Source organism: Streptomyces sp. 6N223, from assembly GCF_052246635.1.
Taxonomy (GTDB): domain Bacteria; phylum Actinomycetota; class Actinomycetes; order Streptomycetales; family Streptomycetaceae; genus Streptomyces.
In genome coordinates this window covers 1-15,789 of the sequence record NZ_JBQQCA010000019.1, presented here as the reverse complement: position 1 = coordinate 15,789, position 15,789 = coordinate 1, and the positions used below count along the sequence as shown (strand labels likewise).

Below are 15,789 nucleotides of genomic sequence, written 5' to 3'. Positions count from 1 at the left end.
CGCCGTGCCGGGTGGGACGGGTGAGGTTAGGGTTGCCTTCGTGAGCAGCTGTGCGGCCCTCTCCCTGGCCGGGTCGGAGCCCCTCGCCGGGACGGCGGCGACCGCCCGGACGTGGCTGCTGATCGAGCAGCCGGGGCCGTGGGGACACGAGGCGCTCATGGAGAGCCATCTGGACGGCGCGCTGGGCGAGTCCCTGCGCGCGGCGGCCGACGGCACCGGTGTCCGCGTCGCGCTGATCCGCCGCCCGGGACTCCCCCGGGCCCTCCGGGCCCCGGGAGGTGCCCCCCTACCCGACGACGCCGGGCGGTCCGGCGCGCCCCGGCGGGTCTTCGCCGCCCACACCGCGCCGGGTCGCGCCTGGATCCGCACCGTGGCGCTGGCCGGCCCGGAGGCGTTGCCGGCCCTGCGCGACCTGGACCTCGGGCGGCTGGGCGCCGGGGAGCACGGCGGGCTGTGGGAGCCGTACGCCGGCGAGCCGCTGGCGCTGGTGTGCACCAACGGGCGGCGGGACCGCTGCTGCGCGCTGCGCGGCCGCCCGCTGGCCGCCGAGCTCGCCGCCTCGGGCGGCGCGGAGGTCTGGGAGATCACCCCCCTCGGCGGCCACCGCTTCTCCCCCACCCTGCTGGTGCTGCCGCACGGGTACGCCTACGGCCGGATGACGGCCGTCGCCGTCAAGGGCGTGCTGGAGGAGCTGCGGGACGGCCGCGTCGTCCTGGGCAACTGCCGTGGCCGCTCCTCCTGGGACCGCACGGGCCAGGCGGCGGAGCTGGCGGTGCGCGCGCTCGTGGGCGAGCGGGACGCCGACGCGCTCGCGGTGTCGGCGTTCGACGGCACCACGGGCACCGTCACCGTCGATCACGCCGACGGCCGGCGGTGGCGGGCCGCGGTCGACCGGCGCACCACCGGCGCGGCGCTCCCCGCGAGCTGCGACGCCGCGCCGGAGCCGCAGCCGGTGCTGACCGTCACCGGCATCGACGCGCTGCGGTGAGGCGGGGTCACCCTCAGGTGTCGATGCGGGAGCGGTCCAGCGAGGCGGCCGAGCTGGTGATGAACTCGCGGCGCGGGGCCACCTCGTTCCCCATCAGGAGGCTGAAGACCGTCTCGGCGGCGTCCAGGTCGCTGATGTTGATGCGGCGCAGGGTGCGCTTGCGCGGGTCCATCGTCGTCTCGGCGAGCTGGTCGGCGTCCATCTCGCCCAGGCCCTTGTAGCGCTGGATGGCGTCCTTGTAGCGGACGCCGCGCTGCTTGAGGTCGAGGAGCGTCTCCCGCAGCTCGTTGTCGGAGTACGTGTAGATGTACTTCTCCCGGCCCTTGCCGGGGTTGCTGAGCTCGATGCGGTGCAGCGGCGGGACGGCGGAGAAGACGCGTCCCTGCTCGACCATGGGCCGCATGTAGCGCTGGAAGAGCGTCAGCAGCAGGGTGCGGATGTGGGCCCCGTCGACGTCGGCGTCGGCGAGGAAGATGACCTTGCCGTACCGCGCCTGGTCGATGTCGAAGGTCCGCCCCGAGCCGGCCCCTATCACCTGGATGATCGCGCTGCACTCGGCGTTCTTCAGCATGTCGGAGACGGACGACTTCTGGACGTTGAGGATCTTGCCGCGGATCGGCAGCAACGCCTGGAACTCGGAGTTCCGCGCCAGCTTGGCGGTGCCGAGCGCGCTGTCGCCCTCGACGATGAACAGCTCGCTGCGGTCCACGTCGTCGCTGCGGCAGTCGGCGAGCTTCGCCGGCAGGGCCGAGGACTCCAGGGCGCTCTTGCGGCGCTGGGCCTCCTTGTGCTGCCGGGCCGCGATCCGGGTGCGGGCGGCGGCGACGACCTTCTCCAGGACGGCGCGGGACTGCTGCTTGGCGTCGCGCTTGGTGGAGGTCAGGAACGCCTTGAGCTCGCGGGCCACCACCTGCGAGACGATCCGGGAGGCGGCGGCCGTGCCGAGGACTTCCTTGGTCTGGCCCTCGAACTGCGGCTCGGCCAGCCGGACGGTGACGACGGCGGTGAGGCCCTCAAGTGCGTCGTCCTTGAGGATGTCGTCCTCGGCGACGCGCAGCAGCTTCGTCGAGCGCAGCACCTCGTTGACGGTGGTGCGCAGGGCACGCTCGAAGCCCGCCACGTGCGTGCCGCCCTTGGGGGTGGCGATGATGTTGACGAAGGAGCGCAGCGTCGTGTCGTACCCGGTGCCCCAGCGCAGCGCGATGTCGACGTCGAGGTCGCGCTTGACCTCGGTGGGGATCATGTGGCCCCGGCTGTCGAGGACCGGAACGGTCTCCTTGAACGTGCCCTGGCCGGTGAGCCGCATCACGTCGCAGACGGGCTTGTCGCTCGCCAGGTACTCGCAGAACTCGCTGATGCCGCCGTCGAAGCGGAAGACCTCCTCCACGGGCTTCGCCGCCTCGGCGCCGTCCAGGCCGCGCTCGTCGCGGATGACGAGGGTGAGGCCGGGCACGAGGAAGGCGGTCTGCCGGGCGCGGGCCTGGAGGTGCTCCAGGTTCAGACGGGCGTCCTTGAGGAAGATCTGCCGGTCCGCCCAGAAGCGCACGCGGGTGCCGGTGCGGGTCTTGGGGATCTTCCTGCCCTTGAGCAGGCCGCTGGCGGGGTCGAAGGGGGCGTCCGGGCCGGACTCGGTGAAGATGCCGGGGGTGCCGCGGCGGAAGCTGATGCTGTGGGTGCGGCCGGCCCGGTCGACCTCGACGTCCATGCGAGAGGAGAGGGCGTTGACGACGGAGGCGCCGACGCCGTGGAGGCCGCCGGACGCGGCGTAGGAGCCGCCGCCGAACTTCCCGCCGGCGTGCAGCTTGGTCATGACGACCTCCACGCCGGACAGGCCCGTCTTCGGCTCGACGTCGACGGGGATGCCGCGGCCGTTGTCCCGGACCTCGACGGAGCCGTCGTCGTGGAGGACGACCTCGATGTGGTCGCAGTGGCCGCCCAGCGCCTCGTCGACGGCGTTGTCGATGATCTCCCACAGGCAGTGCATCAGCCCGCGGCTGTCCGTGGACCCGATGTACATGCCGGGGCGCTTGCGGACCGCCTCCAGACCCTCCAGAACCAGAAGGTGCCGCGCGGTGTAGTTGCCCCCGGCGTCGGTTCCTGTGAGCAGTGAGGCGGATGGCACGGACGTGTCGGCGGTCACGCAGTTCGCTCCTCGCTGAATTCTGTTCCGGTGGCGAGCCCGGTGGCAGGGTGCCGCTCAGAGCGTACCGAGGCTGCGTTGAGCGGATGTGCAGCCACCCAGGAGAGTATCCAGCCTAACCCAGGCTCGCTCATGCGTTCGATAATGTACACGCCTGACGCGTACATCACGTTCCCTTCGAGGCATGAACCATTTAAGCTCCGGGCACGTCCTCCTGAACAAAGGCAGGATCGGCAACGACCAACATCACAAACCACTGCAATCGGCTCATTCGCCGCCACCCGGCAGCGACCAGCCACTCCCCGGCGGCAGGTTTTACCGTCGGACGCCGCGAGCGGGAACGTTTTCGGCCTGGTTGGATGTTGTCCCTGGTACGACAGCTCGTCGAGCTAGAGAAGAGGCGACGTGACTACTGTTCTGACCCCCGCGACCCCGCTGACGGCCGGGGACCGCTGCGACCGCTGTGGTGCCCAGGCCTACCTGCGTGTGGTGCTCACCACCGGCGGTGAGCTGCTGTTCTGCGCCCATCACGGCCGCAAGTTCGAACCGGAGCTCAAGAAGATCGCCGCGGAGATACAGGACGAGACGGAGAAGCTCACCGCGACTCCCGCCACCGCGAGCGACGACGAGCGCTGACCCGACGCACCGCGTCTCCCACCACTGACGGGCTGGGCCCGCCTTCACGGGCCTTACGAGCGTCGACGGGCGGCCACCCCCGGACGGGGGCGGCCGCCCGTCCAGTTCCCCCCGTAGCGGGCGCGGCGTAACGGCAGGACGAACGCCCCCGCCCGCGCAGCCGCGGGTGGGGGCGTTCGGTGTGGCCCGGCTCGGTCCAGGGCTCAGTCCAGGTAGTCGCGCAGCACCTGGGACCGGGAGGGGTGACGCAGCTTCGACATGGTCTTCGACTCGATCTGCCGGATGCGCTCGCGGGTCACGCCGTAGACCTTGCCGATCTCGTCCAGCGTCTTGGGCTGGCCGTCGGTCAGGCCGAAGCGCATCGACACCACGCCTGCCTCGCGTTCGCTCAGCGTGTCGAGGACGGAGTGGAGTTGCTCCTGCAGGAGGGTGAAGCTCACCGCGTCGGCGGGCACCACGGCCTCGGAGTCCTCGATGAGGTCGCCGAACTCGCTGTCGCCGTCCTCGCCGAGCGGCGTGTGCAGCGAGATGGGCTCGCGACCGTACTTCTGGACCTCGACGACCTTCTCGGGGGTCATGTCGAGCTCCTTGGCCAGCTCCTCCGGGGTGGGCTCGCGGCCCAGGTCCTGGAGCATCTGGCGCTGGACGCGGGCCAGCTTGTTGATGACCTCGACCATGTGCACCGGGATGCGGATGGTGCGGGCCTGGTCGGCCATGGCGCGGGTGATCGCCTGGCGGATCCACCAGGTCGCGTACGTCGAGAACTTGTAGCCCTTGGTGTAGTCGAACTTCTCGACGGCGCGGATGAGGCCGAGGTTGCCCTCCTGGATCAGGTCCAGGAAGAGCATGCCGCGGCCTGTGTACCGCTTGGCGAGCGAGACCACGAGGCGGAGGTTGGCCTCCAGGAGGTGGTTCTTGGCGCGTCGGCCGTCCTCGGAGATGATCTCCAGCTCGCGGCGGAGCTTGGGGGCGATCTTGTCCGAGCTGGCGAGCTTGTCCTCGGCGAACAGGCCCGCCTCGATCCGCTTGGCGAGCTCGACCTCCTGCTCGGCGTTGAGGAGCGGGACCTTGCCGATCTGCTTGAGGTAGTCCTTGACGGGGTCGGCGGTCGCCCCTGCGGCGGCCACCTGCTGCGCCGGGGCGTCGTCCTCGTCCTCGTCCGACAGGACGAAGCCCTCGTTCTCGGGCTTGCCGTCGGGGCCCTCGGGGCCGGGCTCGCTCCTGGCCGCGCGCCCCGGCTCCTCGGCGCCTTCCTCCGCGCCGTCGAGGAGCTCGTCGACGATCTCCTTCTTCGACTCGGGGGCCTTCTCGGCGTTCTTCTTGGGGGCTGGTCTCTTCGCCGCCGGCTTCTTGGCGGCGGCCTTCTTCGCGGGCGCCTTCTTCGCGGGCGCCTTCCTGGCAGCGGGCTTCTTCGCCGCGGACCTGCTCGGCGTGGCGGCCGCCGTCTCGGTGCCCTCGGGCTCGGCGACCGGCTCGTCCTGGCTGGCGGTGGCCCTCTTGGCGGAGGCGGCCTTGGCCGCGACCGTCTTGGTCGCGGTGCGCTTGGCAGTTGACTTCGCGGCGACACTCTTCCGGGTGCGCTTGGGCGCCTCGGCGGCACTCACCATCAGCGTCACGCCCTCCTCATCGAGGATCTGGTTGAGGCTGCGCAGAACGTTCTTCCACTGGGTTGACGGGATCTGGTCAGCCTCGAAGGCCCGGCGCACATCATCGCCGGCGATCTGCCCCTCGGCCTTTCCCCGTTCGATGAGCGCCATCACAGAATTGGACTCGGCGATCTCCGCAGGGAGAGTACGGGAAGTGCTGGCCGACACGAACAACCTCTCGGAACTCTGGGAACGGCTTAAGGTCCACCCAATGGAAGCGGACCGTGACCGCCGGCGCGGGGTGGGCCAGCGGCGTTGGCGGCGTCGGCGTCGGACTGCTGGTCCGGCCACCACAGCCACCTCTTGAATCATCGCGCTGCTCCCCGAAGCGTTACGCAGCTTTCGCGTGTCCCGAGTCACACCGCACGCTCGACTGTAGCGGGGCCGGAGCCTATGCGTCGCCGGAGCCCTGCCCGGGCGGCTCCGGCGACGCGCTGTCACGTACCGGCTTCAGTGTTCGCGAGGGGCGGGAACCACGTGGTCGGGCCCGCCCGCGGCCGATCCCGTCGGCGGGGTTGTCTCGGTGGGGGCCAGGAGCTGCCGCATCGCGGACTCGGCCGCGGCGGGCTCGCCCGACTCCATGGCGTCGACGATGCGCTGGTGGAGGGCGATCGAGCCCTCGGTGGGCTGCTCGCAGCCGGAGAGGGCGCCGCCCGAGACCTGGAGCGCCGAGGCGACGATGCCGGAGAGGTGTTCGAGCATGCGGTTGCCGGCGGCCTGGAGCAGCAGGGCGTGGAACTCGGCGTCGGCGCGGGAGAAGGTGAGCGCGTCGCCCTGGCCGAGGGCGTGGGTCATGATATCGACCATGTCACCCAGGCGCTGCCTGATCTCCTCGCGGCTGTCGCCGGTGGCCAGCCGGGCGGCCAGCGGCTCGATGGTGAGCCGCAGCTCGCACAGCTCGCGGCGCTGGTCCTCGCGCTGTGGGCCGAAGGCTCGCCATTCGATGATGTCGGGATCCAGCAGGTTCCAGTCGCCCACGGGCCGGACGCGGGTCCCCACGTTGGGCCGGGCGCTGACGAGGCCCTTGGCCTCAAGGACGCGCAGCGACTCGCGGACCACGGTGCGGGAGACCTCGAAGCGCTGGCCGATCTCCTCGGGGACGAGCGGGCGGTCGGCGCCCAGATCGCCGGAGACGATCATCTGGCCGAGCTGCTGCACGAGTTGGCCGTGCAGGCCCCGGCCGCGGTTGCCCGCGGCCCGGCGGCCGACCCGGCCCATCTCGGGGTCGGGCCCGTCCCAGGCGGGGGCATTGGTGGTGCGCGCCGCGCCGGAGGACTCGGCGTAGGAGTAGCGGTCCAGCTCGCCCGGCCCGGCTGGGCCGGACTCGGCGGAGCGTGTGGCGGTCATCATGGAGTGCGCAAGGGTAGTCACGCCTCCTTTGTCGGCGGGGTCCGGAGGCACCTTGAGGTCTTTGGTGAAAAGCACACGAAAGGGTGATCGGCGACTCCCGCATAATTGACGGCTAACCGGACGGAAATGGACTCCCAGCAGGCAGCGCCGTGGAAGCGCTCGGGCACGGCGGGGGCCCGCGGTGCCGGAGTGCCGCCCTCACCGCAGGCCCCCGCGCAGGCTGAGGAGGGCATACCCGCCGAGCAGCACGGCGAGCGACAGGGCGAGCGCCCACCCCACGGGCTGGGACGCCAGCTGCACCGATGCGGACACCCAGCGGTCCACTCCGGACGGGATCGGAAGCGTCGTCAACGAGGGGAGACGCCCCGGCAGCCCGTCGAGGGACCGCCCCGCGGGGGCCTCCAGCAGCGCCCGCAGGGCCGGGGCCAGCGCGAGCGGCACCGCGGCGACGGCGGCGAGCCCCACCAGCGCGGAGCGGAAGAGGCCCGCGGCGAGCAGCCCGGCCCAGGCGCAGCCGACGGAGAGGGCGGCGATGCTGTGCAGGGCCGTGCCCCAGGAGCCGCCCGCCAGCCGCTCCTCGCCGAAGAGCACCGGAAGCACGGCGGCGTTGAGGGCGACGGTCGCGCAGCACAGCAGCAGCGCCGCGGCGGCGGAGACCACGAGCTTCCCGGCCAGCAGTGACAGCCGCCGGGGCACGGGGACCCGGGCGGGGGCCAGTGCTGGATAGCGGAACTCCTGCCCGAAGGAGAGCGCGCCCAGCGTCCCGGCCACCACGGCCACCGGGGGCAGCGGCAGCGGCTGCCACCAGCCGGTGAGCACCCGCGCCACGGGCTGGGAGTCCGAGGCGGCGAGGATGATCCCCACCACCATGCCGCCCAGCAGCGCGGCCGCCTTGAGCCACCAGACCGTGCACACCCCCGTCCAGCGGCGCAGCTCGTACCGGATCGGCCAGCTCGGGGCCGGGGGCGGCAGCGGCGGCAGCCGGGGCGGCAGCGCCGCGACGCCCTCGCGGGGCCGGGGCCGGGCGATCCGGACGGTCGAGCCGGGTGCGGCGCCGCGGCCGTCGGCCCGGTTCAGCGGCCCGACCGGGGACCGGTCGTCCGCGTCGCCGACGACGTCGGCGAGCTGGTGCACCATCACCCGGTGGCGGTAGGCGACCTCGCCCACCGCCGGGCAGTCGCTGCCGTACACCGCCAGGCTGCTGCCGGATTCCCTCACCACCTCGACGGGGGCGTCCGCCCCCGGCTCGCCGGCCCGGCGGCACTCCCGGGCGAGGGCCGCCGCCAGCCGGTCCGCGTGCGGCGTGCGGACGACGACGCGCGGGCGCAGCCGGGTGCGCGCGAAGTCCTCGCCCCGCTGGTCCGCGACGAGCCTGCCGGCGTCGAGGCTGACGACCCGGTCGGCGAGCCGCGCCGCCTCCCTGGGGTCCGCCGAGGTGACCAGGACCGTCCCGCCCTGCTCCGCGTACCCGCGCAGCAGCCCGTGCAGCCAGGCGCTCTCACGGGGGGAGAGCCCTCGGGACGGCTCGTCCAGGACCAGGGTGTGCGGGTCGCCCAGCAGCGCGGCGGCGAGCCCGAGCCTGCGGTCCATGCCGCGCGAGAACGCCCCGAGCCGCTGGTCCGCGAGACCGCTCAGGCCGACGACGTCGAGCACGTCGTCGGCACGGCCGGCGGGCACGCCGACGACGGCGGCGAGCATCCGCAGATGGCCGCGGGCCGTGCGTTCGGGGTGCCCCGGGACATCCCCGAGCAGCGTGCCGATCTCCCGGGTGGGGTGGGGCACCCGTGACAGCTGCCGTCCCCGGAAGAGCGCGACGCCGCGGCCGGGCGCGAGCTGGAGCAGCAGCCGCAGGGCGGCGGACTTGCCGGCTCCGGGAGGGCCCAGCAGCGCGGTGACCTCGCCCGCGCGCGCCTCGAAGCTGAGATCGTCAACGGCCGGCGGCCAGCCGCGCCGGGAAGCGCTGGTGAGTCCGATGGCCTGGATCATCGATTCTCCCGTTGAGGATGCACTCTGGCACGATAACGGGACATATCGGATTTTCCAGGCGAACTTCCGGGTGGCGCGCGCTCATACCTCCGGCCGCAGCATCGGCGGGTTGAGGATGGTGGCGCCTCCCGCCCGGAACAGCTGGGCGGGACGGCCTCCCTGCCGTGTGGTCGTGCCACCCACCGGCACCAGGAAGCCGGGGGTGCCGGTGACCTTGCGGTGGAAGTTCCGCGGATCGAGGGAGACTCCCCACACCGCCTCGTAGACGCGGCGCAGCTCTCCGACGGTGAACTCCGGCGGGCAGAAGGCGGCAGCCAGGGAGGAGTACTCGATCTTCGAGCGGGCCCGCTCGACCCCGTCCGAGAGGATCGTCCTGTGATCGAACGCCAGCCGCTCGGCGGGTGGCTCGTCGGTCCCGCCCAGCAGGCGGCTGACGGGCTTCCACTCGGCGCCTCCCGCGTCGCCTCCCGGGATCGGAGCCGGCAGGTCAGGAGCCAGCACCAGATGCGCCACGCTGACGACGCGCATCCGCGGATCGCGGTGCGGATCCCCGTACGTCGCGAGCTGTTCGAGGTGCGCCCCGGTGCGGCTGCTGTCCCCGTTGACCCGGAGCCCGGTCTCCTCGGCCAGCTCGCGAGCAGCCGCCGACGCCAGGTCCTCGTCCGCCCGCACGAATCCGCCGGGCAGCGCCCACCGGCCCTGGAAGGGCTCCTCGCCGCGACGAACCGTGAGCGCGCACAAGGCGTGTCGCCGGACGGTGAGCACGACCAGATCCACGGTGACGGCGAACGGCGGGAAGTCCGAGGGGTCGTAGGGCATGCCGTGATCATAGGGGCCTCCGCTTGATCATCAGAGCCTGCGGGCGGCCCGCTGCTGCCGCATGCAGCGCCGGAGCGGCTCCGGGCTGATGCCCTCGTTGAGCGCCTGGTACAGCAGGTTGGCGAAGACGTACTCGGAGTCGGTCTCCAATGCCTGGCTGAGCGCCACCCGCGCGCCCGTGTCATCTCCCAGCGACCAGGAGACCCAGCCGGCCAGAGTGAGCGGGGCGGCGGCATGCCCCGCATAGGCGTGGACGCAGCGGCGGGCGAGCGCCCGCCACAGCCGCAGGGCCGGCGGGGCCTCGGCGCCCTCCATCCACTCTGCGGCCCGGTCGCGCGTCTCCCGGTCCTGCAGCCCCAGCACGAGACGGGCGGCGTCCTCGGAGGTGAGCAGGGCGTCGTCCCTGGCGTCGTCGGCGGCCTCGTCCGTCCCGCGCGAGGCGGGCGCCCGGCGGAAGCGGCCCATCAGGCGCTCGACCAGCTCCAGCGTCTCGGCATGCACCGCCGCGCAGTCGGCCTCGGCGCCCAGCATCCTGGGCATCAGCGACGCGGCGGCCTGGTCCAGGGCCCGGAGCTGCCGGGTGGCGGCCGGCTCTCCCACCGGCGCGAGGCGTCGCCGCATGTCGCCGAGCGAACCCTGGACGCGGATGCCGGCATAGGCGGCGGCAGCGGCCATCGGCGAGGTCCCAGCCCGGGGCAGCTCGCTTCCCTCACCTGGGCAGCACTCCGCCTCCGGGCAGGTGTAGGACCAGTACCGGGTGCCGGAGAGGCAGAGGGCCTCGAACACCGGCACGTCCAGCGCGCCGCACGCGGTGCGCAGCAGCTGCGCCAGCGGGCGCAGCCGCTCCATGACGGTCTCGGCCCGTCCGCCGTCGGACGGGCTCTGGCAAAGGTAGACGACGGCCGCGTCGGGACGGCCGCCGCGTGCCTTGCTTCCCTCGACGAGGCATGCGGCGAGCTGCTCGGCGGCCTCGGGCCAGCGGTCGGGGTCCTCCGGAATGCCGGTGCGAATCCGTCCGCCGAGCCGGCCGCGCGTGCCGTGGAGGCCGATCAGCACGATCGAGTCGTCCGGGTGGTATCCCAGCAGGTAGGGCAGGGCGTCGGCGAGGTCGGCCGGGCCGCGCAGGGTGACGCGGCCGTCGGCGAGAGTGAGTTCCTGGGCGGTGTCGCTGTGTCGGGTCATGCCACGACAATGCCGTGCGAGAGCGGAAGTTCGCCGGGACTTATCCACAAGGCCATTGATTAATCTGATAATTCATATCATCACTCTCGTTTTCCACACGCTGCCTGGCAGGGAGCCCCGGCGTCGGGTTGCATGGGGGCCATGAAGCAGTCAGTCGCGGGGCAGCCCCCGCTTGCGGAGCAGGAGGGCCCGGATCTGCGGGCCGACGCCGACGCCGTGCTCGCGCGGCTCGTCGGGGACGCCTCGGGCCGAACGCGGCTTCGTGAGGACCAGTGGCGGGCCGTGCACGCGCTGGTCGCCGAGCGGAGCCGGGCCCTGGTCGTGCAGCGCACCGGCTGGGGCAAGTCGGCCGTGTACTTCGTGGCCACCGCCCTGCTGCGCCGGCGGGACCACGGGCCGACGGTGATCGTCTCGCCGCTGCTGGCGCTGATGCGCAATCAGATCGAGGCGGCGCGCGCGGCCGGGATCCGGGCGCGCACCATCAACTCGGCCAACACCGAGGAGTGGCAGACGGTGCGCGCCGAGGTGGCGGAGGGGGCGGTCGACGTGCTGCTCGTATCACCGGAGCGGCTCAACTCGCCCGACTTCCGTGACGAGGTGCTGCCCCAGCTCGCGGAGACCACCGGGTTGCTGGTGGTCGACGAGGCACACTGCGTCTCCGACTGGGGCCACGACTTCCGGCCGGACTACCGCAGGCTGCGCACCATGCTGGCACGGCTGCCGTCCGGGGTGCCGGTGCTGGCCACCACGGCGACGGCGAACGCCCGGGTGACCGCCGACGTCGCCGAGCAGCTCGGCACGGGAGGGGACGGCGGGCAGACGCTGGTGCTGCGCGGCAGCCTGGACCGCGCCAGCCTGCGGCTTTCGGTGCTCAGCCTGCCGGACGCCGCGCACCGGCTCGCCTGGTTGGACAGCCACCTCGGCCGACTGCCGGGCTCCGGCATCATCTACACCCTCACCGTGGCTGCCGCGGAGGAGGTGAGCGACTTCCTCAGATCACGGGGCCACCGGGTGTCGGCGTACACCGGCCGGACCGAGGGCGCCGACCGGGAGGCGGCGGAGGCCGATCTCCTGGCGAACCGGGTGAAGGCGCTGGTGGCGACCTCGGCGCTGGGCATGGGCTTCGACAAGCCGGACCTCGGGTTCGTCGTGCACCTGGGGTCGCCCTCCTCCCCCATCTCCTACTACCAGCAGATCGGGCGGGCCGGTCGGGGCGTGGACAACGCCGAGGTGCTGCTGTTTCCCGGGCCCGAGGACCAGGCCATCTGGCGGTACTTCGCCTCGCTGGCCTTTCCTTCCGAGGAGCAGGTCCGCCTCACCCTGAAGGCGCTGGCCGCGGCCGGCGGGCCGCTGTCGCTGCCCGCTCTGGAGCCGCTGGTGGAGCTGCGGCGCACCCGGCTGGAGATGATGCTGAAGGTCCTGGACGTGGACGGCGCCGTCCGCCGGGAGCGCGGAGGCTGGCGCGCCACCGGTGAGCCCTGGGAGTACGACCGGCGACGCTACGAGCGCGTGGCGGCGCAGCGGGAGGCGGAGCAGGGCGCAATGCGTGAGTACGCGGCGCTGACCGGCTGCCGCATGGAGTTCCTGCGCCGGCAGCTCGACGACCCGGAGGCGGCGCCGTGCGGCCGGTGCGACAACTGCTCGGGCGTCCGGTTCTCCCTCCAGGTCGCGCCCGAGTCCCTGGCAGCGGCACGCGGCGAGCTGGCCCGCCCCGGCGTGGCGGTGGAGCCGCGCCGGATGTGGCCCACCGGACTGCCGGCGACAGGCGTGGACTTGAAGGGCCGCATCCCGGCGGGGGAACAGGCCGGGCCGGGCAGGGCCGTGGGCCGGCTGTCGGACCTCGGCTGGGGAGACCGGCTCCGACCGCTGCTGAGCGAGACCGCCGACGACGGGCCGGTGCCCGAGGACATAGTGAACGCCCTGGTGACCGTGGTGTCGGACTGGGCCGCCGCGCCGGGCGGCTGGGCGTCCGGGGCGCCGGGCGCGCGGCGGCGGCCGGTCGCCGTGGTCACCGTCGGATCCCGGTCCCGGCCGCGGCTCGTCCACTCCCTCGGCGAACGGATCGCCGCCATCGGCCGGATGCCGCTGCTGGGCGAGGTCACCCATGATCCGGGGAGCCTGCCGTCGGGCCGCAGCAACGGGGCGCAGCGGGTGCGGGCGCTCCATGGGTCGCTGGCGCTCGCCCCGCCGGTGGCGCAGGCGGTGGGCGCGGCCAAGGGTCCGCTGCTGCTGATCGACGACTTCACCGAGTCCGGCTGGACCCTCGCGATGGCAGCCCGTCTGCTGCGGCGGGCGGGGGCGGAGGAGGTGTTGCCGTTGGTGCTGGCCGTGCGGGGCTGATGGCGTCAGAAGATGCCGAGCTGCACGGCGTCCTCCGCCTCGGCGACGTCGGCCGGCGTGCCGACGCGGGGCCGCCGGAGGTGGCGCCAGCGCGGGAGCGCGTCCAGGAAGGCCCAGGACATGCGGTGATGGGGCGTCGGTCCCCACTCGGCCAGCGCGGCCTTGTGCACCGGCGACGGGTAGCCGGCGTTGCTGTCGAAGCCGAAGTCCGGGTGCTCGGAGGCGAGTTCGGCGAGCATCGCGTCGCGCCTGACCTTGGCGAGCACCGAGGCGGCGGCCACCGCCACGCTGGTCTGGTCGCCCTTGATGACCGTTCGCACCCGCCAGGGCTGGCCGAGGTAGTCGTGCTTGCCGTCCAGGATCACCGCGTCGGGCCGCATGGGAAGCGCGGCCAGCGCGCGCGATCCGGCCAGGCGCAACGCGGCTGTCATGCCGAGTTCGTCGATCTCCTGCGACGAGGCGTGGCCCAGCGCGTGGGCCGTGACCCACCCGCTCAGCTCCTGCGCGAGGGTCTCCCGGCGCTGCGGGGTCAGCAGCTTGGAGTCTGTGAGGCCCTCGGGCGGACGACGCAGCCCGGTGATGGCGGCGCACACCGTGACCGGCCCGGCCCAGGCGCCCCGGCCGACCTCGTCGAGCCCGGCGACGACGCGGGCTCCTGTCGTGGCGCGGATCGACCGCTCCACCCGGTGAGTAGGAGGTTCGTACGGCATGGCGGTTCCCAGCCTAGCCGGGGACTCCCGGCCGGCTCACGGGTGGTGGCTCACGGGGCTGCTCGACACGGGAGCCGGCCAGCCCTCGAAGGGGCGCTCGGGGGTGTGCCAGTGGCCGAAGGGCCGGTCGAGGTGGTAGCGGCCGTCGCGGCCGAGCCGCAGCTCGCGCATCTCGCCGTTGCCCGGGTTGGACAGCGACTCGAACTCGGCGACCGTCCAGTGCAGCCAGCGCATGCAGAACAGCCGCATGGTCAGGCCGTGGGTCACCAGCAGGACGTTCGGCGGGTGGTCGGGGTCGGCGAAGCTGCGCCACAGGCTCTCCAGGAAGGCGCCGACCCGGTCGTAGACGTCCGCCCCGGACTCGCCCTGGGCGAAGCGGTAGAAGAAGTGCCCGTAGGCGTCGCGGGCGCGCTTCTGGCGCAGCACGTCCTCGCGGTCCTGCCAGTTCCCCCAGTCCTGCTCCCGCAGCCGGGGCTCCTCCCGCACCCGCACGAGGGCGGGGTCGAGGGCGAGGGCGTGGAAGGTCTGGTGGGTGCGGCGGTAGGGCGAGACGTAGGCCGAGACCCGCTCCTGGCCGAAGAGGGCGCGCAGCCGCTTCCCCGCGGCCTCGGCCTGGCGGCGCCCCTTCTCCGTCAGCTGCAGCGCGTGGTCGGGAATCCGCTCGTACACGGAGTCGTCGTCGTTGCCCTGTGACTCTCCGTGTCGAAGGAGGACGATGCGTCGCGGACGTGCCATGCCGCCAGCCTAGTTCGGCGGTGACGAGGGCCGCGGCTCGCTCACACCGTCCAGGACGGTTCCATGTCGATCACGTCGCCCGTGATGGCGGCGATGTCGGCCTCCGTCTGCGCACGCAACGCGAGCCGCTCCACGCGCTCGGTGCGGTACTTGGCCCGCTCGGCCGCCGAGTTCCACATGGACAGCACCAGGAACTCGCTCTCGGGCTCGGCCTCCGCGAAGACGCCGCGCAGCATGCCCGGCGACCCGGCCATCGCCGGGTTCCACACCTTCTCCTGCATCAGCGCGAAGTGCTCGGCCCGGTCGCGGTGCACCCGGCAGTGCGCCACCCGCAGCAGGTCGGCATCCGTGAACTGCGGCTCGAAGCCCATCTTCACGTCGAAGCGATACTGGAAGAGCCACACCCCCATGTCCCGGTAGGTGCCGGCCTGGGACGCGGCGAGGCGGTCGTGGGAGCGGGCCATGAAGGAGTCGTAGAACGCCCGGCTCTCCCAGAAGCCGAAGAGGTGCACCACCCCCTGCCGCGTCCGGCTCCAGCCCCCGCCCTGCCCCCGGAATCCCGGCTCGCCGAGCAGCCCTGCCCACTTCCGCTGCCCCCGCTCGAAGCCGACTCGGTCGACGACGGTGCACCGCATCCACTTGACCAGCACCGCGCCATCGTACGGCCAACCAGAGAGGCGAACGCGCGGGACGGGCGCTCAGGTGAAGTCGGGCGCCCGGCGCGCCAGGAACTCCTCGAAGGTGACCGTGCCCGTCGCGTGGTCGGGCGCCAGCAACGCCCCGCCCCGGACCGCGCGGAAGGTCCTCCCCGGCAGCCGCAGCGGCACCACGCGGCGCCTGCGCCCGGCGGCCCGCAGGGCGGCCCCGGTCAGCTCGGCGGCGTTCCGGATCTCGGGTCCGGCCATGTCGGCGACCCGCCCGGCGGGCTTGCCGACCGCCAGCTCCGCCAGCCGCTCGCCGACCTCCCGGGCGTCCACCGGCTGCAGCCTGACGCCGCCTCCCAGCATGAACGCCACCGGCAGCCACCGCTGGGCCTCGACGACCCTCACGATCAGCTCGTGGAACTGCGTGGCCCGCAGCGTGGTCCACGGCAGCCCGGACTCCTCCACGATCCGCTCGCACTCCAGCTTCGTGCGGTAGTAGAAGAACCCCGGCGCCTTGTCGATCCCCACGATGGAGACGTAGAGCAGGTGCGGCGCGCCGGCGCGCAGGGCCGCCCGCGTCAGGTTCCGTGTCGGGGAGAAGGAGCCACGCCAA

The 15,789-nt window shown here is 73.0% G+C and carries 13 protein-coding genes; 3 read left to right on the top strand and 10 right to left on the bottom strand.

All coding sequences use genetic code 11. The features are described from left to right. Positions 1–40: 40 nt before the first annotated feature. Positions 41–988: a sucrase ferredoxin gene (locus ACTWQH_RS14255; RefSeq protein ID WP_443286877.1), complete on the top strand. Its 948-nt coding sequence runs from the start codon at positions 41–43 to the stop codon at positions 986–988. Positions 989–1,001: 13 nt separating this feature from the next. Here the strand turns inward: ACTWQH_RS14255 and ACTWQH_RS14250 are convergent, their stop codons facing one another. Next, positions 1,002–3,128: a DNA gyrase/topoisomerase IV subunit B gene (locus tag ACTWQH_RS14250; RefSeq protein ID WP_443286876.1), complete on the bottom strand. Its 2,127-nt coding sequence runs from the start codon at positions 3,126–3,128 to the stop codon at positions 1,002–1,004. 405 nt (positions 3,129–3,533) lie between these two features. Here ACTWQH_RS14250 and ACTWQH_RS14245 point away from each other — a divergent pair, with 405 nt between their 5' ends. Further along, a complete protein-coding gene (locus ACTWQH_RS14245) occupies positions 3,534–3,764 on the top strand; it encodes a DUF7455 domain-containing protein (RefSeq protein ID WP_443286875.1) in 231 nt (76 codons plus the stop codon). 203 nt (positions 3,765–3,967) lie between these two features. On the opposite strand, the gene ACTWQH_RS14240 is transcribed toward ACTWQH_RS14245, so the two are convergent. The 5 genes from ACTWQH_RS14240 to ACTWQH_RS14220 all read right to left on the bottom strand — a co-directional run bounded on the left by ACTWQH_RS14240 (position 3,968) and on the right by ACTWQH_RS14220 (position 10,747). Then, entirely contained in the window at positions 3,968–5,578 is a 1,611-nt protein-coding gene (locus ACTWQH_RS14240; RefSeq protein WP_443286874.1) for an RNA polymerase sigma factor, read from the bottom strand. Between the two features lie 282 nt (positions 5,579–5,860). Beyond that, complete coding sequence (locus ACTWQH_RS14235; protein WP_443286873.1) at positions 5,861–6,835, bottom strand: FadR/GntR family transcriptional regulator; 975 nt, start codon at positions 6,833–6,835, stop codon at positions 5,861–5,863. Positions 6,836–6,958: 123 nt separating this feature from the next. After that, the gene (locus ACTWQH_RS14230) at positions 6,959–8,746 is read right to left on the bottom strand and encodes an ATP-binding cassette domain-containing protein (RefSeq protein WP_443286872.1); all 1,788 of its coding nucleotides are present in this window, start codon (positions 8,744–8,746) and stop codon (positions 6,959–6,961) included. Positions 8,747–8,827: 81 nt separating this feature from the next. Continuing rightward, positions 8,828–9,565 (bottom strand): NUDIX hydrolase, encoded by a 738-nt coding sequence (locus ACTWQH_RS14225; protein ID WP_443286871.1) that lies wholly within the window; start codon positions 9,563–9,565, stop codon positions 8,828–8,830. Between the two features lie 30 nt (positions 9,566–9,595). Continuing rightward, positions 9,596–10,747 carry a DUF4192 domain-containing protein gene (locus ACTWQH_RS14220; RefSeq protein ID WP_443286870.1) on the bottom strand — a complete coding sequence of 384 codons (1,152 nt, stop codon included), beginning with the start codon at positions 10,745–10,747 and terminating at the stop codon, positions 9,596–9,598. Positions 10,748–10,888: 141 nt separating this feature from the next. Here ACTWQH_RS14220 and ACTWQH_RS14215 point away from each other — a divergent pair, with 141 nt between their 5' ends. Continuing rightward, positions 10,889–13,087 carry a RecQ family ATP-dependent DNA helicase gene (locus tag ACTWQH_RS14215; RefSeq protein WP_443286869.1) on the top strand — a complete coding sequence of 733 codons (2,199 nt, stop codon included), beginning with the start codon at positions 10,889–10,891 and terminating at the stop codon, positions 13,085–13,087. A 5-nt stretch (positions 13,088–13,092) separates the two neighbouring features. Here the strand turns inward: ACTWQH_RS14215 and ACTWQH_RS14210 are convergent, their stop codons facing one another. From ACTWQH_RS14210 to ACTWQH_RS14195, 4 genes are all read right to left on the bottom strand, one after another. After that, positions 13,093–13,797 carry a ribonuclease HII gene (locus ACTWQH_RS14210; protein ID WP_443286868.1) on the bottom strand — a complete coding sequence of 235 codons (705 nt, stop codon included), beginning with the start codon at positions 13,795–13,797 and terminating at the stop codon, positions 13,093–13,095. Between the two features lie 36 nt (positions 13,798–13,833). Beyond that, complete coding sequence (locus ACTWQH_RS14205; protein ID WP_443286867.1) at positions 13,834–14,532, bottom strand: histidine phosphatase family protein; 699 nt, start codon at positions 14,530–14,532, stop codon at positions 13,834–13,836. Positions 14,533–14,573: 41 nt separating this feature from the next. Further along, positions 14,574–15,182 (bottom strand): YdbC family protein, encoded by a 609-nt coding sequence (locus tag ACTWQH_RS14200; RefSeq protein WP_443286866.1) that lies wholly within the window; start codon positions 15,180–15,182, stop codon positions 14,574–14,576. Between the two features lie 48 nt (positions 15,183–15,230). Continuing rightward, positions 15,231–15,789, bottom strand: a 559-nt coding sequence (locus ACTWQH_RS14195) for an SDR family oxidoreductase (RefSeq protein WP_443286865.1), incomplete at its 5' end; no start/stop codon positions are given.

What these genes read in the sequence shown, in the direction of transcription:
- ACTWQH_RS14230 (WP_443286872.1), bottom strand. Translation starts at nt 8,746, where the DNA reads ATGATCCAGGCCATCGGACTCACCAGCGCTTCCCGGCGCGGCTGGCCG.
- ACTWQH_RS14225 (WP_443286871.1), bottom strand. Translation starts at nt 9,565, where the DNA reads ATGCCCTACGACCCCTCGGACTTCCCGCCGTTCGCCGTCACCGTGGAT.
- ACTWQH_RS14220 (WP_443286870.1), bottom strand. Translation starts at nt 10,747, where the DNA reads ATGACCCGACACAGCGACACCGCCCAGGAACTCACTCTCGCCGACGGC.
- ACTWQH_RS14215 (WP_443286869.1), top strand. Translation starts at nt 10,889, where the DNA reads ATGAAGCAGTCAGTCGCGGGGCAGCCCCCGCTTGCGGAGCAGGAGGGC.
- ACTWQH_RS14210 (WP_443286868.1), bottom strand. Translation starts at nt 13,797, where the DNA reads ATGCCGTACGAACCTCCTACTCACCGGGTGGAGCGGTCGATCCGCGCC.
- ACTWQH_RS14205 (WP_443286867.1), bottom strand. Translation starts at nt 14,532, where the DNA reads ATGGCACGTCCGCGACGCATCGTCCTCCTTCGACACGGAGAGTCACAG.